The 24,502-nt window shown below is 58.0% G+C and carries 30 protein-coding genes and 1 tRNA gene; 16 read left to right on the forward strand and 15 right to left on the reverse strand.

All coding sequences use genetic code 11. The features are described 5' to 3' along the window. Window positions 1–9: 9 nt before the first annotated feature. The 6 genes from KVG91_RS05705 to KVG91_RS05730 all read right to left on the reverse strand — a co-directional run bounded on the left by KVG91_RS05705 (window position 10) and on the right by KVG91_RS05730 (window position 4,347). On the reverse strand, window positions 10–690 hold the full coding sequence (locus KVG91_RS05705; RefSeq protein ID WP_169374836.1) for a phage virion morphogenesis protein: 681 nt from the start codon (window positions 688–690) through the stop codon (window positions 10–12). Continuing rightward, complete coding sequence (locus KVG91_RS05710) at window positions 680–1,129, reverse strand: phage tail protein (RefSeq protein WP_169374835.1); 450 nt, start codon at window positions 1,127–1,129, stop codon at window positions 680–682. The genes KVG91_RS05705 and KVG91_RS05710 overlap by 11 nt, the downstream gene beginning before the upstream one ends. Continuing rightward, the gene (locus tag KVG91_RS05715; protein ID WP_169374834.1) at window positions 1,126–1,587 is read right to left on the reverse strand and encodes a head completion/stabilization protein; all 462 of its coding nucleotides are present in this window, start codon (window positions 1,585–1,587) and stop codon (window positions 1,126–1,128) included. Before KVG91_RS05715 ends, KVG91_RS05710 begins: the two co-directional genes overlap by 4 nt. A gap of 99 nt (window positions 1,588–1,686) precedes the next feature. Beyond that, window positions 1,687–2,412: a phage terminase small subunit gene (gene gpM / locus KVG91_RS05720; RefSeq protein ID WP_169374833.1), complete on the reverse strand. Its 726-nt coding sequence runs from the start codon at window positions 2,410–2,412 to the stop codon at window positions 1,687–1,689. After that, complete coding sequence (locus tag KVG91_RS05725; RefSeq protein ID WP_169374832.1) at window positions 2,409–3,428, reverse strand: phage major capsid protein, P2 family; 1,020 nt, start codon at window positions 3,426–3,428, stop codon at window positions 2,409–2,411. Before KVG91_RS05725 ends, gpM begins: the two co-directional genes overlap by 4 nt. Before the next feature lies 1 nt (window position 3,429). Continuing rightward, the gene (locus KVG91_RS05730; protein WP_122561402.1) at window positions 3,430–4,347 is read right to left on the reverse strand and encodes a GPO family capsid scaffolding protein; all 918 of its coding nucleotides are present in this window, start codon (window positions 4,345–4,347) and stop codon (window positions 3,430–3,432) included. A 163-nt stretch (window positions 4,348–4,510) separates the two neighbouring features. On the opposite strand from KVG91_RS05730, the gene KVG91_RS05735 reads away from it, so the two are divergent. The 3 genes from KVG91_RS05735 to KVG91_RS05745 all read left to right on the forward strand — a co-directional run bounded on the left by KVG91_RS05735 (window position 4,511) and on the right by KVG91_RS05745 (window position 7,671). Then, window positions 4,511–6,568 (forward strand): terminase large subunit domain-containing protein, encoded by a 2,058-nt coding sequence (locus KVG91_RS05735; protein WP_169374831.1) that lies wholly within the window; start codon window positions 4,511–4,513, stop codon window positions 6,566–6,568. Continuing rightward, window positions 6,480–7,358 (forward strand): phage portal protein, encoded by an 879-nt coding sequence (locus KVG91_RS05740; RefSeq protein WP_169374886.1) that lies wholly within the window; start codon window positions 6,480–6,482, stop codon window positions 7,356–7,358. The genes KVG91_RS05735 and KVG91_RS05740 overlap by 89 nt, the downstream gene beginning before the upstream one ends. A gap of 64 nt (window positions 7,359–7,422) precedes the next feature. After that, complete coding sequence (locus tag KVG91_RS05745; protein ID WP_084571020.1) at window positions 7,423–7,671, forward strand: ogr/Delta-like zinc finger family protein; 249 nt, start codon at window positions 7,423–7,425, stop codon at window positions 7,669–7,671. A 60-nt stretch (window positions 7,672–7,731) separates the two neighbouring features. Here KVG91_RS05745 and KVG91_RS05750 read toward each other — a convergent pair whose 3' ends face one another. Together KVG91_RS05750 and KVG91_RS05755 are read right to left on the reverse strand one after the other, a co-directional pair. Beyond that, window positions 7,732–7,908, reverse strand: coding sequence for a hypothetical protein (locus KVG91_RS05750; protein ID WP_169374830.1), 177 nt, complete (start codon window positions 7,906–7,908; stop codon window positions 7,732–7,734). Between the two features lie 100 nt (window positions 7,909–8,008). Beyond that, window positions 8,009–8,356: a helix-turn-helix domain-containing protein gene (locus KVG91_RS05755; RefSeq protein WP_169374885.1), complete on the reverse strand. Its 348-nt coding sequence runs from the start codon at window positions 8,354–8,356 to the stop codon at window positions 8,009–8,011. A gap of 92 nt (window positions 8,357–8,448) precedes the next feature. Here KVG91_RS05755 and KVG91_RS05760 point away from each other — a divergent pair, with 92 nt between their 5' ends. From KVG91_RS05760 to KVG91_RS05795, 8 genes are all read left to right on the forward strand, one after another. Then, the gene (locus KVG91_RS05760) at window positions 8,449–8,649 is read left to right on the forward strand and encodes a DNA-binding protein (protein WP_032897812.1); all 201 of its coding nucleotides are present in this window, start codon (window positions 8,449–8,451) and stop codon (window positions 8,647–8,649) included. Between the two features lie 29 nt (window positions 8,650–8,678). After that, on the forward strand, window positions 8,679–9,158 hold the full coding sequence (locus KVG91_RS05765) for a YmfL family putative regulatory protein (RefSeq protein ID WP_279309139.1): 480 nt from the start codon (window positions 8,679–8,681) through the stop codon (window positions 9,156–9,158). Next, window positions 9,155–9,520 (forward strand): hypothetical protein, encoded by a 366-nt coding sequence (locus KVG91_RS05770; RefSeq protein ID WP_169374829.1) that lies wholly within the window; start codon window positions 9,155–9,157, stop codon window positions 9,518–9,520. Before KVG91_RS05765 ends, KVG91_RS05770 begins: the two co-directional genes overlap by 4 nt. 73 nt (window positions 9,521–9,593) lie before the next feature. After that, window positions 9,594–9,827 (forward strand): hypothetical protein, encoded by a 234-nt coding sequence (locus KVG91_RS05775; RefSeq protein WP_169374828.1) that lies wholly within the window; start codon window positions 9,594–9,596, stop codon window positions 9,825–9,827. Window positions 9,828–9,831: 4 nt separating this feature from the next. Continuing rightward, window positions 9,832–12,630, forward strand: coding sequence for a toprim domain-containing protein (locus KVG91_RS05780; protein ID WP_169374827.1), 2,799 nt, complete (start codon window positions 9,832–9,834; stop codon window positions 12,628–12,630). 15 nt (window positions 12,631–12,645) lie between these two features. Further along, a complete protein-coding gene (locus KVG91_RS05785; protein WP_169374826.1) occupies window positions 12,646–12,939 on the forward strand; it encodes a hypothetical protein in 294 nt (97 codons plus the stop codon). A 67-nt stretch (window positions 12,940–13,006) separates the two neighbouring features. Next, window positions 13,007–13,249: a hypothetical protein gene (locus tag KVG91_RS05790; RefSeq protein WP_169374825.1), complete on the forward strand. Its 243-nt coding sequence runs from the start codon at window positions 13,007–13,009 to the stop codon at window positions 13,247–13,249. 269 nt (window positions 13,250–13,518) lie between these two features. Then, a complete protein-coding gene (locus KVG91_RS05795; RefSeq protein WP_169374824.1) occupies window positions 13,519–14,703 on the forward strand; it encodes an Arm DNA-binding domain-containing protein in 1,185 nt (394 codons plus the stop codon). Here KVG91_RS05795 and KVG91_RS27875 read toward each other — a convergent pair. Both KVG91_RS27875 and KVG91_RS05800 read right to left on the reverse strand, forming a co-directional pair. Beyond that, the gene (locus tag KVG91_RS27875; protein WP_318840886.1) at window positions 14,687–14,929 is read right to left on the reverse strand and encodes a hypothetical protein; all 243 of its coding nucleotides are present in this window, start codon (window positions 14,927–14,929) and stop codon (window positions 14,687–14,689) included. The genes KVG91_RS05795 and KVG91_RS27875 overlap by 17 nt on opposite strands. Continuing rightward, window positions 14,929–15,219, reverse strand: coding sequence for a hypothetical protein (locus KVG91_RS05800; RefSeq protein ID WP_169374823.1), 291 nt, complete (start codon window positions 15,217–15,219; stop codon window positions 14,929–14,931). Before KVG91_RS05800 ends, KVG91_RS27875 begins: the two co-directional genes overlap by 1 nt. Before the next feature lie 286 nt (window positions 15,220–15,505). Between KVG91_RS05800 and KVG91_RS27515 the strand changes: the two genes are divergently transcribed. After that, window positions 15,506–15,790: a DUF6555 family protein gene (locus KVG91_RS27515; protein ID WP_225926951.1), complete on the forward strand. Its 285-nt coding sequence runs from the start codon at window positions 15,506–15,508 to the stop codon at window positions 15,788–15,790. Window positions 15,791–16,174: 384 nt separating this feature from the next. Here the strand turns inward: KVG91_RS27515 and KVG91_RS05805 are convergent, their stop codons facing one another. Both KVG91_RS05805 and KVG91_RS05810 read right to left on the reverse strand, forming a co-directional pair. Then, a complete protein-coding gene (locus KVG91_RS05805; RefSeq protein WP_169374822.1) occupies window positions 16,175–16,405 on the reverse strand; it encodes a hypothetical protein in 231 nt (76 codons plus the stop codon). 797 nt (window positions 16,406–17,202) lie between these two features. Beyond that, window positions 17,203–17,292, reverse strand: a tRNA-Ser gene (locus KVG91_RS05810). 340 nt (window positions 17,293–17,632) lie between these two features. Here KVG91_RS05810 and KVG91_RS05815 point away from each other — a divergent pair. From KVG91_RS05815 to KVG91_RS05825, 3 genes are all read left to right on the forward strand, one after another. Beyond that, window positions 17,633–18,325, forward strand: coding sequence for a crotonase/enoyl-CoA hydratase family protein (locus KVG91_RS05815; RefSeq protein WP_169374821.1), 693 nt, complete (start codon window positions 17,633–17,635; stop codon window positions 18,323–18,325). A 214-nt stretch (window positions 18,326–18,539) separates the two neighbouring features. Then, entirely contained in the window at window positions 18,540–19,286 is a 747-nt protein-coding gene (locus KVG91_RS05820; protein WP_169374884.1) for a 1-acylglycerol-3-phosphate O-acyltransferase, read from the forward strand. 148 nt (window positions 19,287–19,434) lie between these two features. Next, window positions 19,435–20,406, forward strand: coding sequence for a magnesium and cobalt transport protein CorA (locus KVG91_RS05825; RefSeq protein ID WP_169374820.1), 972 nt, complete (start codon window positions 19,435–19,437; stop codon window positions 20,404–20,406). Here the strand turns inward: KVG91_RS05825 and KVG91_RS05830 are convergent. Next, the gene (locus KVG91_RS05830) at window positions 20,403–21,128 is read right to left on the reverse strand and encodes an amidotransferase (protein ID WP_169374819.1); all 726 of its coding nucleotides are present in this window, start codon (window positions 21,126–21,128) and stop codon (window positions 20,403–20,405) included. The genes KVG91_RS05825 and KVG91_RS05830 overlap by 4 nt on opposite strands. A 694-nt stretch (window positions 21,129–21,822) precedes the next feature. On the opposite strand from KVG91_RS05830, the gene KVG91_RS05835 reads away from it, so the two are divergent. Beyond that, on the forward strand, window positions 21,823–22,629 hold the full coding sequence (locus KVG91_RS05835; RefSeq protein ID WP_169374818.1) for a c-type cytochrome: 807 nt from the start codon (window positions 21,823–21,825) through the stop codon (window positions 22,627–22,629). 122 nt (window positions 22,630–22,751) lie between these two features. Here the strand turns inward: KVG91_RS05835 and KVG91_RS05840 are convergent, their stop codons facing one another. Continuing rightward, window positions 22,752–23,555: a transglutaminase family protein gene (locus KVG91_RS05840; protein ID WP_169374817.1), complete on the reverse strand. Its 804-nt coding sequence runs from the start codon at window positions 23,553–23,555 to the stop codon at window positions 22,752–22,754. Further along, window positions 23,552–24,502, reverse strand: a complete 951-nt coding sequence (locus tag KVG91_RS05845; RefSeq protein WP_076949543.1) for an alpha-E domain-containing protein — start codon at window positions 24,500–24,502, stop codon at window positions 23,552–23,554. Before KVG91_RS05845 ends, KVG91_RS05840 begins: the two co-directional genes overlap by 4 nt.

Below are 24,502 nucleotides of genomic sequence, written 5' to 3' on the forward strand. Positions count from 1 at the left end.
TGTGCCTCGTTAGCGGGGTGAATTAAGGATTTGTTGGAACACCTGGTTAACCAGGTCGCGGGTTTCGCTTCCGCTCTCCACACCGAGGAACTGGCGTTTGGGCAGGGTGATATCCCAGCTTTGCGCGCCGGTGGACTCGGTTCGTTCGTCGTTCAAAATGCGGATCAGCAAGCCGGCCTTGGCGTAGTTCACATGCTCTTGAATCCATGCCACTGACGGCCTGGCCAGCGCCTTTTTGCCCTTCTGGCGAACACGAAAGCCCAGCCGGCGCAGGCGCTTGGCCTGTTTGTCGGTGCAGGCGATGCCTGGGGGGACTTTGTTCCAGCGGCGCATCTGCGCGGCGGTACGTCGCTCGCTGACGCCGTTGTGCTGCTGCGCCGCGACCCAACGGGTCAAGGCGTTTTTCCAGCCCAGCTCGGCTTCGTCGGAGCTGACGCGGGTGACCTGCAGCAGCTTGGCCAGGCCGGCTTCCATCTTCTTTTTGCCCTTGGCAGTGCCCTTGCGCTCAGCAAATGGGGTGCCGTCGGTGTTCCGCTGCTCACGTACGCGCTTGCGGCTCATCGTCCGCACACGTGTGGTCACTCTGTTCAGCAACCGCCGGCGCAGTTGGGGCGGTAGCTCAAGCAACGCCAACTGGGCATCGACATCGAGCAAGCCCCTGACATCGAGGTCGAGCGGGTTAGCGGCCATTGCTGCCCACCTCGCCATGCTCGGCAACCCACAGATCGAACGGGACGAACGCCCAGGTCTTGCCGAACGCCTCGATCTCGCCATCAGGGTCTTCGGCCAGGTACTGCGGCTCGACGAATTCCAGGGACAGGTCCACGTCGAAGCTGTCCTGGTCGAGCGGTTCAACTGCGAACAGCGGCGCAGGCAGTTCGTGGCGGTCCCGATCGGGATCATGGTTTTCCAGCCAACTGCCCACCAAAGCCATCAGCCTGGCCGGGTTGCCGGCGAATCGCTCCAGGGAGAACACAGCGCGGTAGCGCATATCGGACATGTGCAGGCCGTCGCGGTCGGGCTTCCAAATCAGTTCAAGACTGACCTGTTCCGTCCAGCTATCGAACTGCTCCGGCGCCACCAGGTTGCGCGCCATCAGGAAGGCGGTAAGCGCCTGCAGCTGGATCACAGCAGTGCCGCCGTGATGCGGCCACGGCCCTGCAGGGCGCGCACGGCCTGCTGGCTGAAGGCCAAGAAGGTTTCCGCACGCTCGGGCGCTTCCTTACCGGTGTTCTCGGCGCTTTCGCGACGGGTGACTGTCGGAAACTGCGGCAACGCGTTGCCTTTGGCGCGGCAGTACACGGCGCGCTTGTAAAGCTTCACCTGAAAGCTACGTTCTGGCAGCAGCGTGGAATCCGCGGACTCGACACGCGTAACGCCATTGGCTTGCCAGCGTGCTTTGCACTTGGCCAGGTCAGCGTTGACCTCGACCATTGCAGTGTTCAACGCGTCGACCAGCAGCTCTACCAGGTACTCCGCCGGCAGGCGTTGTTCCTTCTGGAATTCCGACACAGAGAGGTCAGGCCAAAAGCCGTCGTTCTCGATCGTCTGCTCCACAAAGGTGGTTGTTTTCCCGGAAAAGCTCATTGCTGGCCGCTCAAATAGGGCGGGGAGCCTGTTTTCAGTGGGACGGTCCATAAATGGGCGGCTCACTTCCACAGGTCCCCGCTGGGGGGGGGTAGTCGGTTATTCGGTGGCCGGGTTAGCGGCCGCTTGTTTTGCCAGGGCCCTGCGGACCTTTTCGATACGGGTGTCATTGCCGGCTTGGGCGTACAGCTCCGTTGAGCGCTCCAGGTGCTTGAGTGCGACCTCAAAATTCCCGGCCTCCATCGCGCGCATACCAATCAACTTGTGGTACTTGCTCGGGATCTGCTCCGTCAGTTGCCATTCACCGTCGACCAGGGGCAGCAGGTCGGAGAGGTATGGCTCAGGGCTGCGGTTGGCTTTGTATTCGGCGTAGGCCCACTCACACACGGCGTCAGCGACAAAGGTCTGGATGTCGCGGCGCTTGAAGCGCTCCGGCATCTGCTGGCCCTGCTCGATCAGGAAGTCAGCCAGTTCCAAGGCGTCATCGAACTGGGCGGTATCGAACAGCCAGACCAATACCTGCACTGCAACGCGATTCGGGAAGTTCAGCCCCGACTCGCAGTAGCGCTGCACGTATTCCTGGTACTTGGGCAGCAGCTCTTCGCGCTTGAGTGCCTGGCGTCCGGCCAGGCCATTGATCGCACTGATGCGCGCCAGGTCCTGGTCCAACGCCGCCTCCTGCAGCAGCAAGTGTTTGCGCGCATTGGCGGGACTGCTCAGGGCATCGCCAGGGGTGTAGGCCAAGCCTGCAGAAGCGGCGAGCGCCGCCACTGCAGTGCTGCCCATAGCCAGGGTGCGGCGCTTGTGCGCCAGGGCCAGACTCACGCCAACAGCTCCACGTTTTCGGTCAGGGCGATCTTTTCCAACTGCTCGATCACATAACCTTCGTTGCGGCTGTTGTAGTCCTCGACGCGGGAGCGTTTCGGGTTCTCGATCGTCTGTTTGCGCCAGCTGGTGTCCTGGTAGTAGATCGACAGGTTGTCCCAACTGGTGACCAGCACCGCGTTGACCGGGAAGTTCGGCACGCTGAACGCCGGCAGGCCACCGTAGGTCGCAATAACCTGGGCGTTTTCGATGCGCTCTTTTTCGGTCGGCGTATCGCCTTGTTTGGTGTACAGCTTGGCCTTGTCAGAGGCGAGCAAGTCGGTGCCGATGATCGCGACCAGGTCGCCGTCCTCGCGCAGGATCTCGTCCACCATTTGCTTGGTGTCGTGCACCAGAGCATCAAGGTTGGCGTAGTCGCCACCGGCGCCCAACGTAACCTTGCCAGCGGCGGCGCCCTCTTTCAGCACCTGCTGTGGGGCCTGTTCGCGCAGTTGCTGCAGCCAGCCTTTGTTCACGTCCTGCAGCTTGGGATTCGCCGCCAGGTCGGTCTGAGGCGCGGCGCGGGTGCCATGGAAGCCGATAACGATTCGGTCCTGGGCAATGCGCTTTTGCACTGCAGCGGAATAGCGCTCTTTGAAGTCGGGAAACTTCGCCCAGGCATCGATCTTGGCGTATGGCAGGCCCACGTCCGACTGGGTATCAGCCAGTTCGTAGGTGGTGTTGTCCAGCGCCGAGGCGTCCTTGGCTTCGCGGTCGGTGGTCTTGGTGTTAGTACGGCCGGTGACCGGACCGTTAACGCCGATGAACACCTTCTCACCCTTGATCTCGCTAACCGGGGTGACGTTGATGCGCTCCAGGAAGTCGGCTTTTGCGGTGATCGCGTCGTTCAGTTCCTGGGCAATCGTCGGGTCGACACTGAACATCCGGGCCGAACTTTCGACACCGTATGTTTCGGCGAGCGTTTCCTGCAGCTCGGCATATTGTTTGGCGCCACGGGCGCTTAATGGCTGGGCCATATCAAAGCACCTTGCGTCGTGTGGTAATTACCGGGCCTGGGTTGCGTGGCAACTGGCGACCGGCCGAGGTGTCCTTGAGCGCGGTGAACTGCTTCTGCAGCGCAGCCATGCTCGCCAGCAATGCCTTATTCGTGGCACCGCCTTTGCGGCTAAATTCGCGCTCTTCTTCGGCGACGGTGACGATGCCATCGACAGCGGTTTGCACGTCATCGATCGGCTCAGGCTCTGGCTCGGGAGCATCTTCGGCGACAGGCTCGATTACTGCCTGAATGCCTGCAGCAACAATCAGCAACTGAGCCAGCAGAGCTTTTAAGGCCGTTGCGGTAGCTTCATCCATAGGGGGTTCGGTCTCGGTTGGGGTGGTGGGTTCGGCGGGCTCAGCGTCCGCCGCGAAGCGCTTGAAAAAGCCAGTGAGCAAACCGATTAGCTTGCCCACTTCGCCTTGGGGCTCCTCCTCAAAGGTGCCCAGTTCAACGGAAGCGGCGTAATACGTGGCTTTGTTGGTTCGGCGGGAGAAATAGAGTTCCTGGGTGCCCAGGCTCGAAGGGGTGTCGGTGACAGCAAGGCCGGTCAGGTAGGATTTGCCGCTACCCGCAAAATTCGGCCAAATCTCAATGCTGGTGAACAGCTTCTGCCCTTGGTCATTCAGGTACAGCAGCCGGTCGTTGGGCTTGAGCTGGGCCTCCAGGGCAATTTGCCCCTCCTCCAGGTCGTCGCCCTCCTCAACCAGACGGACCGCGTATACGGTGCCGAAAGAACCTTCCGAACGTTGGTGCTCACACCAGATAACAGCCGTGTATTTCGACGGCTTGTAGGTTTCAGCGATATCGCGCAGTTCCTGGGGAAGGATCTCGCGACCATCGGCGGTGATGCCGCTGGTGGCGACACGTTTCCAGAACGAAACAAGGGAACGGGGCATGGGCGTTGACTGCGCTCAATCGGTTGAATGAGCCGCCAAGATAGGGAGCCGTCAGCCCTCAAACAAACGGTTCAAATGCGCGTTTCTCCTATATTCACGATATAGGCGGATCTCGGAATTTAACCCCGCGTTTCCGGCGTTTTCGCCGCATAGACTGCGGCCCATGTACTACTCGACCGAAGTTAAAGAAGCCGCCAAACGCCTGTTTCTGCGCCGCTGTAAGGCCAAGGAAATTCAGGCGCAGCTCAACCTGCCCAACATCCGGATCGTCTACTACTGGATCCGCCAGGGCGGTTGGGAGGACATGCTGTCGGACGAAGAGCCGCTGACTGCCGTCGGCCGGCGGATCACCCTCCTCCTGGACAAGGTTGGCAGCCTGTCCAAAGACGACCTCAACGAACTGGACCGACTGACCATCGTTCGCGAACGCCTGCTGAAACAAGCGGCCAAGCCCGCACCTCTGGCGGCATCGAACGGCGACAACATGGGCGAGCCCCAGGAACCGCGCAGGCGGTCGCGTGGCGAACGCTCCAGCCGTGGCGAGGGCGGTGATAGGAAAAAGGAAAAGAAGGCCAAGAACGACATCAGCGGTCTGACCGAAGTCGACTTCCTGGATAAGTTCATCAGCAAGATGTACCGCTATCAGCAGGAATTGTTCGCGGCCAAGCAAAACCCACTGACGAGCCGGATCCGCAACATTCTCAAAAGCCGCCAGGTCGGTCTGACCTACTACTTCGCCGGCGAAGCGTTCATGGACGCGGTACTAACGGGCGACAACCAGGTGTTCCTGTCAGCCAGCCGCTCGCAATCGGAGATCTTCCGCAGCTACATCATCCAGTTTGCCAAACAGTGGTTCGATATCGAGCTGACCGGCAACCCGATCACGCTCAGCAACGGCGCCGAGCTGCGCTTCCTGTCGACCAACAGCAGCACCGCCCAGGGCTACCACGGCCATGTGTACGTGGACGAGTACTTCTGGATCCGCGACTTCGAAAAGCTCAGCACCGTAGCCAGCGCCATGGGTACCCACAAGAAGTGGCGCAAAACCTACTTCTCGACGCCCAGCGCAGTGTCACACCAGGCATATCCGTTCTGGTCCGGGGAGGAGTTCCGCAACAGCAAACGCGGCAAGAAAGCCGGCGGCACCTGGCCCACCGAGGCGTCCTACACCCAGGGCGCGCTGTGCCCTGACGGCCAATGGCGCAAGACCATTACCATCCAGGATGCGATAGATGGCGGCTGCGATCTGTTCGACCTGGAGCAGCTGCAGCTGGAGTACGACGAAGACAAATTCCAGCAGCTGTTTTACTGCAAGTTCATCGACAGCAGCCAAAGCGCGTTCGGTCTCAAGGATCTGGAGCGGTGCTACTCCGACCTGTCGTTATGGGAGGACTACGACCCGGAGCTGGATCGACCTTTCGGCAACAGTCCGGTGTGGCTTGGCTACGATCCGAGCCGCACCCGCGACGACGCCACGTGCGTGGTGGTGGCCCCGCCGCTGGAACCCGGGGCGAAATTCCGCATCCTGGAAAAGCACAGCTGGCGGGGCCATTCGTTCAACTACCAGGCAGCCCAGGTCAAAAAGCTGACCGAGCGTTTCAACGTCCAACACATCGGTATCGACATCACCGGTGTCGGTTATGGCGTGTTCGACCTGGTGCGCGACTTCTACCCGAAAGCCACGCCGATCCATTACAGCCTCGAGACCAAGAACCTGCTGGTACTCAAGGCCCAAGACACGATCCAGGGCAGTCGCATCGAATGGGACGCCGGCTGGACCGACATCGCCCAGGCGTTCCTGACCATCAAGCGCGGCACCACTACCAGCGGCCAAGTGACCTACAGCGCTTCGCGCACCGACGCCACCGGCCATGCTGATATCGCCTGGTCGATCATGCACGCCCTGTTCAATGAACCCCTCAACACCAACAAGCGGCGCCGTAGCCGCTACGTCACGAGCGGAACCAATGCCCAAGCCACGACACAAAAAGCCCCAAACCAGCCAACAGGCGCGACAGCCGCAGCCCATGCGGGCGTTCACCTTCGGGGAACCCGAACAGGTGCTGTCCGGCAACATCGGCGAGTACCTGGGGGTGTTTCTCAGCGACGACGGCGAGATCTACAAACCGCCAGTGTCGCGGGCGGGTCTGGCCAAGCTTCTGCGCGCCAACGCGCACCACGGCGCCATTCCCAAGTTCAAGCGCAACTTGCTGCTGCGTGAATTCATCCCGTCCGAGGGCTGCAGCACGCAAACCATGGGCCGGGCGAGCCTGGATTACATGGTCTTCGGGGAGGCGTATTTCTACCGCGATACCAACGCCTTCGGCGAAGTGCTGGAGATGCAGCACCTGCCGGCCATCAACATGCGGGTGAAGGTCGACGGCGGGTTCCGGATGCTGCTGCCCGATAGCAAATTCATGGACTTTGACCAGGACGAAATTGAACACGTCCTGGACTACGACGTGGAACAGAACATCTACGGCGTGCCTGACTACCTGGGCGGTTTGCAGGCGCTGTTGCTCAACGAGGCCGCGACCCTGTTCCGCCGGCGCTACTACAGCAACGGCGCGCACGCGGGATACATCTTCTACACCAACGACCCAGACTTGACCGAGGACGACGAGGAGAATCTGCGCGCGCAGATCAGCGCGAGCAAGGGCGTGGGCAACTTCCGCTCGATGTTCGTCAACATCCCCAACGGCAAGGAAAACGCGATCCAGATCATCCCAGTGGGGGACTTTCAGGCCAAGGACGAGCTGGAGAAGGTGAAGAACATCACCCGCAACGACGTGATCGCCGCCTGGCGCATGAACCCTGCCCTGGCCGGGATCATTCCGGAAAATAGCGGGGGGTTTGGGGATATCGAGAAGATCGATCGTGTGTACACCAGCAATGAGATCAAGCCGATTTGCCAGCTGTTCAGCCAGCTGAACGACACGCTCAGGTGTGACAGGAAAATATCCTGGCAAGAAACCAAAACACCAGTCGATAACACTGGGCAAACGTCGTAAAGCAGCAATTGCCACTACAAATTGTGGCAAAATAGTGGCTACTGGCTGCCCTGGGGAGGGACACATGAGAGTTGTATGCAAGTGCGGAAATAAGGGCCGAATTGCTTCAAGGGAGGAGCTATCGCGGGATTTTGCCAAGCTCTACTGCCAGTGCCTCGACGCAACATGCGGACACACATGGGTGGCGAATTTGACGTTTTCGCACACGCTCAGCCCCTCCGCCCAGTCATACGAACGGATGCTGTTCGACCGCTTAAGGGAGATGCCCAAGGCAAAACAGCGGGAGCTATTCGATCAACTTGGCGCAGCTTGATGCGGCTGAAGAGCGCCGGCATTAAGGACCGGCGCATGCTTTAAGTGTTAATCAAGTCGATTATTCGATGTCGAAAGGTTCAGCCAGATAGCCAGCTATGCGTCGTACCTGCTGGCGGTCTTTATCCGATATCTGCCGGTACAGCTTGATAAGACGGACTTCTAGATCCGTAAGCTCCAAGCATTCACAACCAATAGAATCACGGTTCCTGCTTTCCAAATTCTTGCGATCCAACATGCGTACTGCTCCGTTATTGCATTTGCTGACTTGACGGTATTGGGCCGTGAATGGCCCACCGGCGCAGCTATTTCATCGGAGGTACACAAATTATTACGAGTCAATCGGACTTCCCATCGGCCTCAGCTGCCATAGACCTGACAATTCGCCGCACAGTTTTTTGATCATCCGGGGGCAATCTCCTGAACTGCTCGACCAGTTCCGCTTCTTCAGGAGCAAGTCCCTGCCCAGGTGATGGAGACCTATGCCCCGAAAGTACATAAGCCGCATCCACCTTGTGTTCCGTCAAGGCTGACACATAGCGCAGGTCCAGCGAATTAGCACCTAGCTCATAGTTTTTTTGGGTCCCACGGCTTACTCCCAACAACATTCCAAAATCAGTTTGATTCAAACCTAAGCGCTCGCGCTCTTCCCTTAGGCGATCACCTACTCCGTCAGCTATGAGCATTTTTTTATTCACCACGCTTGACCTGATCAATTTTTTGACCAAGAATTGCCACAGACAAACAGAAACAACCACAAACAAACAGAGTAGACATGATGCCCGCCACCATTACACCCGAGCAAGCCCGGGCCGCTCTTGATCACAAGGGAGTGAGCATCGCGGAGTTCAGCCGCAAGCACGGCTTGAATAAAAATTTAGTCAGCGACCTATTGAACGGTCGGATCAAAGGTCGCCGGGGGGAGGCACATCGCGCCGCCGTGTTACTCGGTATCAAAGACGGCGTGATTGGACAGTAATGGCCAGCGCACTGAGGGAACAGCAGAAGATGGAAAGCCAAGTTCTAAAAACACGCCGGGAAGTTGTCAGCGCAATTATTTGCACCTTCGACGGTGGCCGCGAATGCGCCGCTGCTCGTATAGGTCTGCCACTCAAGAAATTTGATAACCACGCCTATGAAAACAACAATTGCCGCCCCTTGACCGATGCGCAGATTTTCCAGCTGGAGCAAGTCACAGGCACCCAACATCTACCGAACTACGTCGCGGCAATGTACGGCGGTATGTTCGTTCCGGTGGTCCATCCAGAGAACCTGGACAACGTAGAGATGTATGCGCGGGCTATCCAAAGTTCGGCCAAGCACGGAACAGTCGATCAAGCAATTGCCCAGGCACTCGAGGACGGGGTGATCACCGACATCGAGGCAGAGTTGATCCAGAGTGCCCATGTACTGCACATGGCTGCCCGGACTGCTGAAGTCTACGCCGCGATTGATCTCTACCGCGCTAAATCGGGGAAAGCCAAATGAAAGCTCAGACCAACACCTTGGATTATCAGGAATACATGCAAAACGCCGCGCTGGTGTTTCTTGAACGTCATCAAGCCGAACACCTGGGCGATCTGTCGACGCTTCTCAACCGAACCATCAACCACCTGGTGGCCTGCCTCGACGTAACGGAATCAGTTGCGGTCAAACTGGCGTCCCTCGCCCACATCGAGTTGGTGGAGATCGCCTTCCGCCAGCGCCTCGATCTGGACTACAGCAGCGACACTGTTGTGGTCATCAAGGATCCCATTAAGGGATTTTACTGGTCCGTTCCTGTCAGCCTGATCTATGAACGCATCTTAAACGCCCCAGACAACGTGCGTTTGCGCTCCGCTAACTCGTAACACCCAATCCAACCTATCGCCGGCCCCACTTCCGTGGGTTTGGGTGAGCTGCGCCCGAAAACGAGGTTTAACGATGGCAAGCGCCGTAATTGTCACCACCCAACTGCCACCGGCCGAGGCCGAAGCGTTGCTGGCCAACCTGCGTGAACAGTATCGCTTGAGCCTCAATGAACACTGGTACGCCGACCAGTTCCGCCTTGTGGCGGACGAACTGCGCCACGGTGCCATTCTCGCCCACGTTCCGATCATGGCTGCACAAAAACGCCTCATGGCAGCTCTGTCCCATAGCCTCAAAGCAGTGAAGTAACCCCATGAAAGAAGATCTTCGTCACGACGTGCTGCAGCGCCTCCAGTCCGACTTCGGGCTCAAGCACCGCGCGGGCACTGACTACATGCGCGGCGGTACCTGTCCCAAGTGCAGAAAGAAAGAGCTGTACTCCCGGTTTGATACGCCATGGATGGTGATTTGTGGCCGACCCGAAAAATGTGGCCATACCCTGCACGTCAAAGAGCTATACGACGATCTGTTTGAAGATTGGAGCAAACGTGCGCCGGCGACAGACCAACATCCCAACGCCACCGCACGCGCTTACCTGGAGTTCGCCCGAGGCTTTCGGTTCGAGCTGATCCAGGGATGGTTCACCCAGGAAACGTTCTATTCCGTTGAACACAACGCCGGCAGCGCAACTGTTCGCTTCGCCCTGGAAAAAGGCGGTTGGTGGGAACGCTTGATCGATCAGCCGCACCGCTTCGGCAAAATGAAAGCCCGCTTCAAGTCAAAGGACAGCTACCGCGGTGTGTGGTGGTGCCCGCCCTGCGTCGACCTGCTTGAAGCCAAGGAAATTTGGATTGTCGAAGGGATCTTTGACGCCATCGCTCTGGTGCACAACGACATCGCGGCCGTATCGGCAATGTCGTCGAACGCGTTTCCCGGTGACTCGCTCAAGGCACTCGTTAAAACCCGGGAAGGCGGGAAGCTGCCCAAATTGGTTTGGGCGTTGGACAACGAGCCGAGCGCTAACGCCTACACCCGGCGCTGGGTGCGTGAAGCACGCGCCCTGGGCTTCGTCTGCGAGTCAGCACAGATCCCGCAACGCGACGGTCGCAAATCTGACTGGAACGATCTACATCAGCGCTGGAATTTCATTCAGGACGAAGCCAAACGTGCCGACCAGATCGCCACGGACCTCAAGCAAGCGCGTCACCAGGGTGCCCTACTGCTAGCCGAGAGTGCAGCGGAAAAGGCGTTGCTCATGTACGACTGGAACAAGCGCGGGGAATTTCACCTGGGATTTGGGAACCGCCTGTATTGGTTCAAATTGGACATGGAGAAATTCAATCGAGCCATGTCCGACATCGAGGACAGCGAGAACCACGACGACCAACTGCTTAACCAGGCGCAGCAACGCGAAAAAGCGCTGCAGCAATCTGGCAGCGTCGTGGAGATTGCCAACTGCTACCCCCAGGCGTTGTATTTCCAGCGCAACGAGGTAACAGACGAGTCCTGGTATTACATGCGCGTGGACTTCCCCCACGACTCCGAAAGTGTGAAGAACACCTTCACCAGTGGCCAACTGTCAGCCGCAAGCGAATTCAAAAAACGCCTGCTCGGTATGGCGGCCGGTGCCATGTTTACGGGCAGCGGCCAGCAGCTCGACAAGCTCATGAAAGATCAGCTGTTCGGCATCAAAACCGTTTCGACGATCGACTACGTGGGCTACAGCAAGGAATACGCCTGCTACGTCTACGGCGATATCGCAATCAAGGACGGCACCACCTACAAGGTCAACAGCGAAGACTATTTCGAGTTCGGCAAGCTGCGCCTGAAAACGCTGCAAAAAGGCGTCCCTATCAAGCTGCAGCGCGAAGCAAAGGGCTTTGACGAAAAATGGGTGCAACTGTTGTGGACCTGCTTCGGCGCCCAGGGCTTCGTCGCACTGGTGTTCTTTTTCGGTTCATTGTTCTGCGAACAGATCCGCGCTCGCTATCAGTCGTTCCCGTTCCTAGAAGCCACCGGTGAGGCCGGCGCGGGCAAGACCACCCTGCTAAACCTGCTTTGGAAACTACTCGGCCGCGAAGGCTACGAAGGCTTCGACCCAATGAAATCCACCAAAGCTGGGCGCTCTCGCCTCATGGGCCAGGTTTCCGGCATGCCGGTGGTGTTCCTGGAAGCCGATCGCCACGGGGATGATCGGGCCCATGCCAAGACCTTTGAATGGGACGAGCTGAAAGACTTCTACGGCGGCGGCACCTTGGCCACCAAAGGCGTCAAGACGGCGGGTAACGAAACGTACGAGCCGCCGTTCCGGGGCACGATCGCTATCAGCCAGAACGCGGCCGTGGTCGCCCACGAAGCGATCATGACGCGCATTGTGAAGCTGCATTTTGTACGCCCAACTGTCACACCGGAAAGCCGCGCTGCAGCGGATCAACTCAATGCCCTGGACGGCGGCATCCTCAGCCACTTCCTGTTGCGGGCTGTGAGTAAAGAATCCGCAGTGCTTGAGCTGTTCGCCCAGCGTATGCCCGAACACGAATCGAAACTGCGTCGCTTGCACACCCATTGCTTCGCCTGCAGTAAGGCCTATACCAGTGACCAGGGCAATTGTCCCAGTTGCGGCTATGACCTACGCGGCTACATCCGCGTGGAGCGCATCAGCAAAAACCACGCGCAAATGCTGTCGCTGCTCGACGGTATTCGCCTGGTCTTGAAATTGAGTGACCCTCAAGTCGCCGCGACCCAGCGCCAGATCGTGAGGATGGCCATCGAGCGCCAGGCCTCGATCAGCTCCGACCATGCGGTCGTCGCCGAGTTTTGGGAGGTTTACGACTACCTCGAATCCTTGAGCGAGGACCCGGTGGTCGACCACAGCACTGATCCCGCAGTGATCGCCATAAACCTCAACGAGTTTTGCGAGCGTGCCGCCGAACACAAACAGAAGTTGGCCGACGTGGCCACGTTGCGCGACCTGCTTAAGGAATCTCGTTCACATAAGTTTTTGGACAGCAACAAGGCCGTTCACAGCGCCGTACGCGCCGCATTTAACAGCCGCAACCCGTGTTCACAACCCCGGCCGACCACAGTGAAATGCTGGACATTCAAGGCGTAAAGGAGAGCAAGACCGATGCAGATACAAATTTTTATGGGCAACGCCGGCGACGGCGCAACCGGCAAGCTACAGGCCGTGCAGGACCGCCTGGACTTCGTGGGTGAAAGCGCGCCGATCATCCAGGCAGGTGCGTATGGCGAGGATGGTTTGCTGCAGATCCTGGAAGTTCGAGCAGCCGGTGGCCAGCGCGAAATCCTGGTGGACGATTGCAGTAGGCAGCAGATTTTAAGGGTATTGGAGTGGCAATCATGTCTTGAGCATGAGCCACGTTTTGACGGCCTGGTAATCCACCTGGCCCGCAAGGACTGACCATTTAAAAAAGCAGTGTCGAGGAGTTGCAGCTCCCCGACACCCAACCACCACCGAGGACTAAACCATGCAAGCACAGACCCAAAGCAGCAGCGGCACGCAGGCTACCACACCGGCACGGCACCTGGTGGCCACCGCGATTATCGGCGCGGCCGTCATCGGCTACCTGGTACACAAAACTCCCGAATCAAGAACCCGTCTAGAAAGCCTCAGCCAAATGGCCGATACCCTGGGCGAACTGAGCGAAACGGATGCGGCTGTGGTCGCCCAACTGCTCGCCAAGCCACGGGACCTATCACGCAATGTCTAAGCGTCCTGCAGCAACACCCGCGCGGCGCTTTCCCTGGAACATCGATTACACCAGCGTTTGCGATCAATGCGGCAAATGGCGCGCTCAGGGCAGCCACGTGAAATGCAGCCGGCAACGCCAGCTGCAGAACGCTCATCTACGCAACCAAAAGCCTAAACGGTAAGCCGCGTCCACCAGAAGATGCACTACCAGATACTTGGCCCGGAAACGGGCCTTTTTGTTTCCGATCGTCAGACTGTCGTTACACGAGCACAGCGTTAGGGGTTTACATGAGTGGGGTCGAAGCTCGCGGTAATTCCGTGAGAATCTATTTTCAATACAACGGCGAAAAATGCCGCGAATCGATACCAGGAGGTAACAAACCGGCCACGGTGGCCCAGGCAAAGCGCCTGCTCGCCATCATTGAATACGAGATCGATTCCGGTACCTTTGATTACGCACGCCACTTTCCCAACTCCGCTAGATTGGTGGAAAACACCTTTGGCCACTACTTGGACCTGTGGTTGCGGATCAAGGCCAACAGTGTGGCGGCGTCGAGTTATCGCGGCTACGCCAACAAGGCCGAGGTGCACGTGCGGCCACGCTGGGGCAAGGTACAGATCAACGCGATCGATCATCTGGACCTGCAGGAGTGGATTCAGGGCACCCTATCCAAAACCCTAAAAAACAAGACCATCCGCGACATCATCAGCAACGTGCGCCAGGTGTTCCGGCTCTACCGCACCCGGATGAAAGTCGCTCACGACCCCACCGAAGGCTTGATGGTGCGCCTCCCCGATCCAGAAGCACCGGACCCGTTCACCCGGGCGGAAATCAAACAGATCCTGGACACGCCGACCACGCGCACCTATGAACTGTTGATGGTGCAATTCATGCTGTGGGCCGGGCCCCGGGTTTCTGAAACCATCGCCTTGGCCTGGGAGGATGTCGACCTGGTGCAAGGCACTGCGACCTTTCGCCGATCGAAGGTGCGCGGCGCCTACCGCGTCACCAAAACCCGACGCTCAATGCGCAAGGTTCGCCTGCTGGCTCCAGCTTGGGACGCACTACGTAAGCTCGATGCGCTGACGCGAACGCGAAAAGCGGAAACCGTGGAGATCGTTGAGCGGGACAATAAAACGGTACGTAAGCACACCCTGCACTTCGTGTTTTTAAACACAAAGAGTGGACTGCCGCACGCCAACGATTTTGTGGTGCGCGACCGGTTCTTTAAAGCGCATTTGCTTGCAGCTGGGGTTCGCTATCGTGGTCCTGGCCAGTGCCGGCACACATATGCCAGTCAATTGCTGACCACGGGCATTGCCTCAATCGATTGGATCGCCGAACAAATGGGACACACCAACGGAAACATGATCCGTCAGCACTATGGGACATGGATCAACGAGGACGGGCCGGACGTGGTAGGGATGCTACAACTGGCCTTGAAGCTTTCGCCCCTCACAGCTCAACATTAAAGCCGCGTAACCCAATCCCATCGGCAAAGCGCCCTACGGCCGTCAGGCTGGTCCAAGTGCGCAGCGCCTCGCGGCGCGAGCGTACCGCCAACCAGCGACTGCCAGAGCCGCCTAGGCGGATAGCCGGCGTCCACTTCTCATCTTGCCGGCTGACCAGCGTATCGCGTACCGCGCCGCCCTCCGCCAGGGCGCGCAGTGCTTCTTCGTGAATTCCGTTGTTTATGATTAACCGTGCCTCCTGACCCGATTGGTAAAGTCTCTGACCTGCGTGGGCGTCAGGCAATTCAACTTACCGAAGGTCGCGAGGTGCTGGATCATTGCTTCCTGACTGCCGGGTTCACGGGCGACCATGCGCCGGCAGGTCTTGTCCAGGATCAACGCGGCCAACTCCGGGTTTTCGACCCTCGTGGCGTCGAAGACCTGTGCGATGGCGATGGCCAGTTCGCCCAGGTCCGGGTCCTCCCGCTGAAGCGCCTTTAGCGCATTCATCTGCCGCGCGGTGATGGGTAGCGACACGTCTCTATTCCTTCGCAAGCACGCTCAAACCAAGCGCAGCGGTAATGGTAGACCAGCCTGCCGAAGTCTGGTTACCACCGGGCGCAAAAAAGCCCGCCGAAGCGGGCCTTGATATGGGGGCCATTGAACATAAGCGGCGTTATTGGAAGAACCGTTGAGCCTTCCACTCGAAGAACGGTAAAAGAAACAACTCATCAAAAACTTATACGAATCGGCATATCGTGTACAAGAAAACTTTTTGAACCTTCCTTCTAGCCAAATAACAAAAAAACAAGAGGGAGCTAAAATGACAAAACTTTTGTATATCATTGAGTACGAACTTCATCAGTCGCCCAAGTCTTTTATCATTAGATGCGAGTTTATGAGCAACGCGGAGGCTTGGCATTGGGCGTGCTGCGATGCGGGTATAGGCGTCATCCCGAAGTCGCGCAACGACAAAATCAGGCGAATAAGCAAACCGCTCGCCGAGCGTTATGGTCTGGAAAACGTGCGGTGGCGCCCCTCCGGCAGCGTGCCATTCGCCCCGAGGCCCTACGCCCCGCCACCACCCGGAAATTACTCGACGGAATAAGCCCATACGAGCAATGCCGTATGGGCGTCAGCATCCATTATCTTTTCCGATTACTCGCTAAGGTAACCATTTTTTCAACGTTCCCCTGAAGCGCCTGGAGCATGATTTGAACTGAGTATTTCTCTTTACATGTAGGGCATAACGTTCCAGATGTGGTGGAACGCGCTTCAACGGGCTCCTCAGTGGGCTCAAACGGTTTTTTGCACTTTTCACAAATGCAGTTGGTTTGCTCAAACGTCATTTCCGTTCCATCCTTTGAATTCAGGGATAGAACATTTCACCAAATCCGCAAGTTTTCAAGAAATTAACTGGGTGAGTTTAAAAAAGCGCTTAAATGACATTATAACGCCAGCACTATAAGCAGTACCTATTGGTAATGCTGGTTCACCCAGCGAGCGGAACGAGCTTCAGCGCGGTAACAGGTTTAGGGTCGGTTCTGGTCACGATCAGCCCCTCAACAGTGCCTGCCGCTCGGCCGTTGTAATAAAACGCCCCGTCGCGAATCTCTCCTGCTTCCCAGGCGTCGGGCCCCTCGTAATACACACCTTTACGGACGACACCCAGCAGGTCGACGTCGTAATAAAGCTCATAGCTCATTTCAGGATCAAACTGCATTGTAATTGCCCTACTCCGGGTTTACGTTTCATTCGCACCAGGATGGCCTGAGACGATTCATTGTTCGCCACGCGTATTGCGGGATTCGAACCTAAGCGGCGATATCAGGATATGTTTAGTGCAATTGGTTGTAAGCGTTCTCTTCTTTCTTCCCTCCACTAACCAGCATAATTTCTGTACGTTTCTTTGAAGTGCTTCGTTCAACCCAACGTTTGGAGGACCACGCCTGCACGCCCGACAAAGCATGTCGTCGGTCACCCGCTCCATGAACTCGGTTTCGTTCGCGTTAGCAAGGTAAGGGAGGTTGCATGCCAAACATATACGACATGCTAATTTACGGCACATACCGTTTCCTCCCTGAATGCGTTTATAGAGAAAGATTGACCGCGAGATCTCTACAGTTTTTCAAAAAAAAAGAGCACAAAATTCAAACAAGCGATTTATTGGCTCACGCCACCGCCACCCCTAACTCTCCACCCAAGATGTCGAATAGCTGCTCAGCAACCGACATCAGCGCCACAGGCTTCGCTGCCCCGTTCATGCTCGTCTGTTTCGCCTAACCGACACCGCCATTCCGACGCCTTGAACTTCTTCCAAAACTGGTAAGCGCCAGCTTCCTTGCGGAAGCTCAGTCGGCACCGCATTCCACGTCTCGGCGGGCTGCTAGGCAACAACGTTTTTCGCACCAAGACAGGGCACCAGTCCCATGGTGGTCCCATGGGGCTATTTTTTGGACGCCAAAAACCACAAACCCCCGACTTTCTCTAGGAAAATCAGGGGTTTGCGTTTTCATAATTTGGCGGTGAAGGAGAGATTCGAACTCTCGATACAATTTCTTGTATACACACTTTCCAGGCGTGCTCCTTAAGCCACTCGGACACTTCACCGTATCTCGTCAAACCAGTTCAGTCTGTCGAGGCGCGCTAATGTAGTCGAAAGCCTTTCTGATGGCAAAGGTTTTTTTCAGAATATTCATGCGGTTAGCCGATTAAACCGTTCGGCGCCCGGGGAGGGGCGGTGATTGCGCCATTCTCAGGCATCGACTATGCGCGTCTGGGCCAGCGGTTGCGCCCTGTCCCAGGCATTTGCACAGGCTGCACGGGGCAAAAGCCTGACTGGCCAGTCAGTCACAGCGCTTTACCAGAACGGGCGCGGTGGGTAACGTCTGCTGCATGCACCTCTATTTATAAAAAGCCTTCTATAACAAATCCTACAAGGAACCGCGTCATGAGTGAGCTGATTGCCTACCACCTCGAAGACGGTATTGCGACCCTGACCTTGAGCAACGGCAAGGTGAACGCCATTTCTCCGGCGGTGGTCAGCGCGTTTAATGAAGCGCTGGATCAGGCGGAGAAGGACCGGGCGGTGGTGGTGATCACCGGCACGCCGGGGATTCTGTCGGGTGGTTATGACTTGAAGGTGATGACCGCCGGGCCCAAGGAAGCCATCGGCCTGGTGACGTCGGGTTCGACGTTGGCGCGTCGACTGTTATCGCACCCATTCCCGGTGATTGTGGCGTGCCCTGGGCATGCGGTAGCCAAGGGCGCGTTCCTGCTGTTGTCGGCCGATTATCGGATTGGCGTGGAAGGCCCGTTCAGCATTGGGCTCAATGAGGTGGCGATTGGCATGACCATGCACCACGCCGGTATTGAACTGGCGCGGGATCGCTTGCGCAAGTCGGCGTTTCATCGCTCGGTGATCAACGCCGAAATGTTTGACCCGCAAGGTGCGCTGCAAGCCGGCTTCCTCGACAAGGTGGTGGCGCCCGAGGAATTGCACGCGGCGGCGCTCGAAGCAGCGCGTCAGTTGAAGAAGCTGAATATGAACGCTCACAAGCACACCAAGTTGAAGGTGCGTAAGGCGTTGCTGGAAGCCTTGGACGAAGCGATCATCCAGGACCAGAGCCATAGCCTGATCTGAGTTGCCTACCCATGCTGCGCCAGAGCCCGACCTTGAGTCGGGCTTTTTCTTACAATAAAACCAGAAATATCTTTAGCCGCTCTAGCCCGCTCGTGTGGAGACTTGTTGAAACATGTGCTTAAACATCGCCTATCTCCTACCTCTTCAGGGGCAATTGCCGAATTCAGTGCACGTCCGTACACTGCGCCACCTTTTGTCCGGATAGGCCGTGTCGATGCTTTTTCTGTTGCGTATGTCGTTGATGGGCCTGCACTTTATGATCACCGGTGTACTGGGCGTGCTGATCGGCCTCTGCCGACCGTTCAACCCGGATAATAGCCGTCTGTGTGCCCGCCTCTACGCGCTGCCGGCGATGCGGCTGTTGGGGCTTAATGTGAAGGCCGAAGTGGACTCGCTACGCAACAAACCAAGTACCTGCGTGGTCATCGCGAATCATCAGTCCAACTACGATCTGTTTGTGCTCGGCAACGTGGTGCCCCATCGCACCGTGTGCATCGCCAAGAAAAGCCTGAAATGGGTACCGCTGTTCGGCCAACTGTTCTGGCTGGCGGGTAATGTGCTGATCGACCGAGGCAATGCGCATAAGGCACGCCGTGCGATGCTCACCACCACCCACACGTTGCAAAACAAGGACACGTCGATCTGGGTGTTCCCCGAGGGCACGCGCAACCTCGGCAAGGGTTTGCTGCCGTTCAAGAAAGGCGCGTTCCATATGGCGATTGCGGCGGGTGTGCCGATCGTACAGGTATGTGTGAGCAATTACGTGACCCACATGCAGCTCAATCGCTGGAACAGCGGTGATGTGCTCATACGCTCGTTGCCGCCGATTCCTACTACCGGCCTGACGACGGATGACATTCCTCAGCTAATGCAGACTTGCGAGGCGCAGATGAAAGCGTGCATCGTCGAGATGGACTACGAACTTGTAGGAGCGAGCTTGCTCGCGAAAAACGCAAGGTGACGCTGACCACCTGGAGCGCTGCGTTATCGTTAACGACCTTCGCGAGCAAGCTCGCTCCTACAGTCGGCAATGTTCTTCAGCTACAACGGAACGCCAATCACGCTAAGCTGCCCAACACCTGTCCTCCCCCTCAGAAGCGATCAGCACCATGGGTAGAGTTGTTGCGGCCGCCGTCTACAGCGCCGGTAAGAAAGTCACGGATATCACCCTCGACGAGGGCGCGGCCTGGGCCGCCAAACCCGGCCACTTTGTGTGGATCGGCCTGGAAGAGCCCGACGCCCAGGAGCTGACCAACCTGCAACGCCAGTTCAACCTGCACGAACTGGCCATTGAAGACGCAATGGAAAAGCACAGCCGCCCGAAGCTCGAAACCTTCGGCGATGCGCTGTTTATCGTCACCTACTCACCGGTGCGCGAGAACGGCAAGCTGGAATTTATCGAAACCCATATCTTTGCCGGTAACGGCTACATCATCACCGCGCGCAACGGTCACTCAGCGTCCTACGGTTTTGTGCGCCAGCGCTGTGAGGCGCGGCCGCTGTTGCTGGAGCATGGGGAAGATTTCGTACTCTATGCGCTGCTGGATTTCGTCACCGAGAACTACCAGCCGGTGAGCGAAGCGATCCATGCCGAGATCGATGAGCTGGAGCGTAACGTGCTGTGCAGTTCGCTGAGCGAACGCGACATCCAGAAGATCCACGGCCTGCGTCGCGACGTACTGCGACTCAAGCGTTATGTGGCGCCGATGGTGGAGATCAGCCAGGAGCTGCAGAAGCTGAGCTTCCCGTTTATCGACAAGAACATGCGCCCGTACTTCCGTGACGTGCAGATCCACGTAACGCGACAGATGGAAGACCTCACCACCCTGCGCGATATCGCCAGCCAGACCATCGAGATCGGTGTGTTACTGGAGGCTTCGCGCCAGAGCGTGGTGCAGCGCAAGTTCGCCGCGTGGGCGGCGATCCTTGCATTCCCCACCGCCGTGGCGGGAATTTATGGGATGAACTTCCAGAACATGCCCGAGCTGCAATGGCATTACGGCTATTTTGCGGTGCTCGGGTTTATCGCGACCGGCTGCACCGCCCTATGGGGCAGTTTCAAGCGTTCGGGTTGGCTTTAAACCCGGGCCTCGGGTTTATGGGCCACAAAACGCATCATCCATTCCGCCACGGTTGCGCCGTGGTGGTCGCGCTCAAGGCTGGCCACGCCGTTTGTGTAGACCTTTTCGCCCAGGGTTGTCTGAAGAATCTCCAGCAGTTCGCGGGAATAGTCGTGGACAAATTCCGGGTGGCCCTGAAAGCACAGCACCTGATCGCCGATGTGGTACGCGGCGAACGGGCAAAATTCGCTGGACGCAACAACCGTGGCGTTTGCCGGCAGCGTGGTCACCTGGTCCTGATGGCTGATCAGTAGCGTCAGCTGCGGCACTTCAGGGCTCATCCACGGCGCCTTGGCATCAAGCTTGTAATCGTGGATGCCCATGCCCCAGCCCTTGCTCGCGCGTTCGGCCTTGCCGCCGAGCAGCAACGCCAACAACTGATGGCCGAAGCAAATGCCCAACAACTTGTCGCCGCGCTCATAACGCTCGAGCAGATAGGTCTTGAGGGTCTGGATCCAGGGATCGGTACCAAAGGAGTCGGCCTTGCTGCCCGTGACCAGGTAGGCGTCAAACACCTCATCGTCCGGTGGATATTCACCCTGCACCACGTTGTAGACGACAAACTCGGCGGCAATCGGCTGCTTGGCGAACAGGCGCTTGAACATCTGCCCGTACCCTTGGTATTGATCGATCAAGCCTGGACGCAGGATATCGGTTTCCAGGATACAGACGCGTAACGACATAAAAAATACCTGACACGGTGATGGGAATATTGCACACCAAAGAGCCTGCCTTGAAATACCCCTCCAAGGCAAGCCCCGCGCTCCTTAAGCCCGATTGACACGGTTTCAATCACGGATGCGCTCATTGCGTTTGCCCCCCACGCTCGGACGAACGGTAGCCACCTAAGCTAATTCCCGGGTTAATCGTTTTAGCTGTCTAGCCAAGGCATTGGCGCCAATATGGCGATATGCCTCATGCCTTTTTAAGCTGAAATTCAGCTTAGCTGATATGAAATGAGTCTAAGCCACAAAGAACGAGGGCTCTAAGGTTCAATCAGTAGGAAGTTGCTGCCGGGTTTTGCTGGAGCAACGGTAAGAAAAGCGACACGTCATCTCGCCATACTGAAATAACACCGGCACGTATTTGACGCTCAGGAATAACAACAAAAGGCAGTCAGCCATGTTCAAACATTCGAAAGTACGTCAGGCGGGACTTATTCTGTTCGCCACCACACTGATTCTGATCTTGCCCAATTTGCCCAAGGTCATTGGGTGACGTCTCACCTCCTACATTCCGTGCCTGAACAGCACCAGGTTTGCAGCTTTTGGCAGCACCTGCCCGGACATTGCGCATAGCGGTCCTGCAGGGGCTGTCTTTTTATGCGCCGATTTCGGCTATCGTGAGCGCCATCGCCACTGACACCGGGCCTCCCTCTTGAAATGCTTTCTCGTTCTTCTCGGCTTGCTGATCGCCCTGCCCGTATCGGCGGCGCAGTTAACCCTCGAACTCGACCACGCCAGCAAGACCTGGCAAACCGAGGACCTGCTCAAACATCCACAAGCGCAAACGGTGCAAATCGTTGATGACGTTTCCTACAAGCGCACCATGACCTATCGGGCGGTGCCGCTGGCCGTGTTATTACCGGGACTAAACGCTGAGAGCCACCTGCAAGCCGTTGCCCTTGATGGTTTCGCCGCCGAACTCACGGCGGCGCCGCTGCTCGAACAGCACGGCGCACGCGCCTGGCTGGCGGTGGAAGATCCCGCTCAGCCATGGCCTGCTCTGGCGGCCGGCAAACCGAGTGCCGGGCCGTTCTACCTGGTGTGGACCGACCCGCAAGCGGGACATATCAGCCCTGAGCAGTGGCCATTCCAGATCGCCCGTATCAAACAATTGAAGACAGTGGCGGAACGCTTTCCAGCGTTGTTGCCCGACCCGAAACTGCCGGCCGATGACCCGATCAACCGGGGGTTCGCGCTGTTTCAAAAAAACTGCCTGGCCTGTCATCGCCTCAATGGCGCCGGTGATGCGCAGGTAGGTCCGGATTTGAATATTCCCTACAGCCCCACCGAGTATTTCGGCGGTGACTTCCTCAAGCGTTATATCCGTGACCCACAAAGTATGCGGCATTGGCCACAGGCCAAGATGCCCGCGTTCGCCGCCAGTGTGTTGCCGGACGACGAACTGGAGTTGCTGGTGGGATATCTGAAGCACATGGCCGGGCGTAAACAACAACCCTGAACCCACCACAAATCCCCTGTGGGAGCTGGCTTGCCTGCGATAGCGGACTGTCAGTCGACGTACCGGTAGCTGCCCCACCGCAATCGCAGGCAAGCCAGCTCCCACATTGGTACAGGTGTTGTCTATTGCTGTTGCACTGAAACCACCGGCGTCGGCGCCACAGACACCTTGGCATGCATTTGCTCATGCCCACCACCACGGCGCATGCCGCGTACCGGGCAGGCATCGAGGTAATCCAACCCCACCGCCAGTTTCAGATGCCGCTCCGGCCGCGCAAGCTGGTTGGTCACGTCAAAGCTGTACCAGGCGTCATCCAGCCAGGCTTCGGCCCAGGCGTGACTGGCCAGGTGCGTGCTGTCCTCGGTGTACAGATAACCCGACACATACCGCGCCGGAATGCCCAGGCTGCGCGCGCAAGCCAGGAACGCATGGGTGTGGTCCTGGCACACGCCCGCACGGCCGGCGAAGGCCTGGGCGGCGCAGGTGTCGACTTCGGTTGCGCCGGGCGTGTAGACCATTACCTGGTTGAGCGCATGCATCAAGTCGATCAATGCGCTGCGGTCGCGACGCTGATGACAATTCTGGGCGGCAAAACCGCGCAGGGCGTCGTCGGGCTCGGTCAAGCGGGTGCAACGCAGGAACGGAAACGCCGATTGGCTCTCGTGTTCGGCCTCGCGCAATTCATCGATGTCCACCTGGCCACGGGCGCCGATGACGATGGCGTCGTGGGGCTCGTCCAGGGTCAGTACATGCAGGATATTCCCGAACGGATCCACTTGGGCGCGCACCGGGCGTGGCAAATCAAGCTGCCAGCTGAGTACATGCTGGCGCTCGCTGTCGTGGGGCGTCAGGCGCAGGTACTGGATGCTGGCGCGCACCTGGTCTTCATAGTGGTAGGTGGTTTCGTGGCTGATGGAGAGTCTCATGCGGCCTCCAGGTAGGATGCGTAAATGGCGTCGCCCAACTGGCGGACCAAGGGGATAAAGTCGGTCAGCCAGGCGTGCAGGCCTTCCTCGAGGATTTCATCGATGGCGGTAAAGCGCAGGCGCGCGTCCATTTCGGCGGCCAGGCGCTGGGCTGGTCGGCCGTTAAGGCCAGGCAGGCTGGCGAGAATCTGGTCGATCTCTTCACTGCAGGCGCGCAATGAGCGCGGTACGTCGGCGCGCAACAGCAGCAACTCCGCCACCTGCCGGGCGCCGGGGGCATCGCGGTAGATCTCGGTGTAGGCCTCGAACGACGACAATGCGCGCAGCAAGGCGCTCCATTGGTAGTAGGCGTGGGCGGTGCCATCGGTGACGGCTTCGGCACGATCGCCGGCCATTTCGTAACGCGCATCCAGCAGGCGCAAGGTGTTGTCGGCGCGTTCGATAAAGGTGCCCAGGCGAATAAACCGGAACGCGTCGTTGCGCATGATGGTGCCGTAGGTCGCGCCACGAAACAGATGGGAACGCTCCTTGACCCATTCACAAAACCGGCTCATGCCGTAGCGGCTAAGCCCCTGCTGGGCGATGTCACGAATATCCAGCCAGGTCGCGTTGATGTTTTCCCACATGTCGGCGGTAATCCGCCCACGCACCGCATGGGCGCTGGACCGCGCGGCGCCCAGACAGCTGTAAATGCTGGCGGGGTTGGCGGCATCCAGGGCGAAGAAATGCAACAGGCGTTCGGCGTGCAACTCGCCGTGGCGCTCGTGGTAATCCTCCAGGGTGCCGGTGATCAACAGCGGCATGGCCAGTTCATGCAGGCCATCGCCCCGCCCATCCTGGGGCATCAGCGACAGCGAATAACTGACATCGAGCATGCGTGCGAGGTTTTCCGCGCGTTCCAGGTAGCGCGACATCCAGTACAGATCCGAGGCAGTTCTACTCAACAT

It is taken from the genome of Pseudomonas azadiae (assembly GCF_019145355.1).
GTDB lineage: Bacteria > Pseudomonadota > Gammaproteobacteria > Pseudomonadales > Pseudomonadaceae > Aquipseudomonas > Aquipseudomonas azadiae.

Coding starts and splice junctions, on each gene's coding strand:
- KVG91_RS05730 (WP_122561402.1), bottom strand. CDS start 4,347: ATGCCCCGTTCCCTTGTTTCGTTCTGGAAACGTGTCGCCACCAGCGGC.
- KVG91_RS05770 (WP_169374829.1), top strand. CDS start 9,155: ATGAAAGCTCAGACCAACACCTTGGATTATCAGGAATACATGCAAAAC.
- KVG91_RS05830 (WP_169374819.1), bottom strand. CDS start 21,128: ATGTCGTTACGCGTCTGTATCCTGGAAACCGATATCCTGCGTCCAGGC.
- KVG91_RS05735 (WP_169374831.1), top strand. CDS start 4,511: ATGTACTACTCGACCGAAGTTAAAGAAGCCGCCAAACGCCTGTTTCTG.
- KVG91_RS05750 (WP_169374830.1), bottom strand. CDS start 7,908: ATGTTGGATCGCAAGAATTTGGAAAGCAGGAACCGTGATTCTATTGGT.
- KVG91_RS05805 (WP_169374822.1), bottom strand. CDS start 16,405: ATGCAGTTTGATCCTGAAATGAGCTATGAGCTTTATTACGACGTCGAC.
- KVG91_RS05840 (WP_169374817.1), bottom strand. CDS start 23,555: ATGAGACTCTCCATCAGCCACGAAACCACCTACCACTATGAAGACCAG.
- KVG91_RS05725 (WP_169374832.1), bottom strand. CDS start 3,428: ATGGCCCAGCCATTAAGCGCCCGTGGCGCCAAACAATATGCCGAGCTG.
- KVG91_RS27515 (WP_225926951.1), top strand. CDS start 15,506: ATGACAAAACTTTTGTATATCATTGAGTACGAACTTCATCAGTCGCCC.
- KVG91_RS05715 (WP_169374834.1), bottom strand. CDS start 1,587: ATGAGCTTTTCCGGGAAAACAACCACCTTTGTGGAGCAGACGATCGAG.
- KVG91_RS05765 (WP_279309139.1), top strand. CDS start 8,679: ATGGAAAGCCAAGTTCTAAAAACACGCCGGGAAGTTGTCAGCGCAATT.
- KVG91_RS05745 (WP_084571020.1), top strand. CDS start 7,423: ATGAGAGTTGTATGCAAGTGCGGAAATAAGGGCCGAATTGCTTCAAGG.
- KVG91_RS05815 (WP_169374821.1), top strand. CDS start 17,633: ATGAGTGAGCTGATTGCCTACCACCTCGAAGACGGTATTGCGACCCTG.
- KVG91_RS05825 (WP_169374820.1), top strand. CDS start 19,435: ATGGGTAGAGTTGTTGCGGCCGCCGTCTACAGCGCCGGTAAGAAAGTC.
- KVG91_RS05785 (WP_169374826.1), top strand. CDS start 12,646: ATGCAGATACAAATTTTTATGGGCAACGCCGGCGACGGCGCAACCGGC.
- KVG91_RS05760 (WP_032897812.1), top strand. CDS start 8,449: ATGCCCGCCACCATTACACCCGAGCAAGCCCGGGCCGCTCTTGATCAC.
- KVG91_RS05755 (WP_169374885.1), bottom strand. CDS start 8,356: ATGCTCATAGCTGACGGAGTAGGTGATCGCCTAAGGGAAGAGCGCGAG.
- KVG91_RS05795 (WP_169374824.1), top strand. CDS start 13,519: ATGAGTGGGGTCGAAGCTCGCGGTAATTCCGTGAGAATCTATTTTCAA.
- KVG91_RS05790 (WP_169374825.1), top strand. CDS start 13,007: ATGCAAGCACAGACCCAAAGCAGCAGCGGCACGCAGGCTACCACACCG.
- KVG91_RS05780 (WP_169374827.1), top strand. CDS start 9,832: ATGAAAGAAGATCTTCGTCACGACGTGCTGCAGCGCCTCCAGTCCGAC.
- KVG91_RS05845 (WP_076949543.1), bottom strand. CDS start 24,502: ATGTTGAGTAGAACTGCCTCGGATCTGTACTGGATGTCGCGCTACCTG.
- KVG91_RS05705 (WP_169374836.1), bottom strand. CDS start 690: ATGGCCGCTAACCCGCTCGACCTCGATGTCAGGGGCTTGCTCGATGTC.
- KVG91_RS05775 (WP_169374828.1), top strand. CDS start 9,594: ATGGCAAGCGCCGTAATTGTCACCACCCAACTGCCACCGGCCGAGGCC.
- KVG91_RS05820 (WP_169374884.1), top strand. CDS start 18,540: ATGCTTTTTCTGTTGCGTATGTCGTTGATGGGCCTGCACTTTATGATC.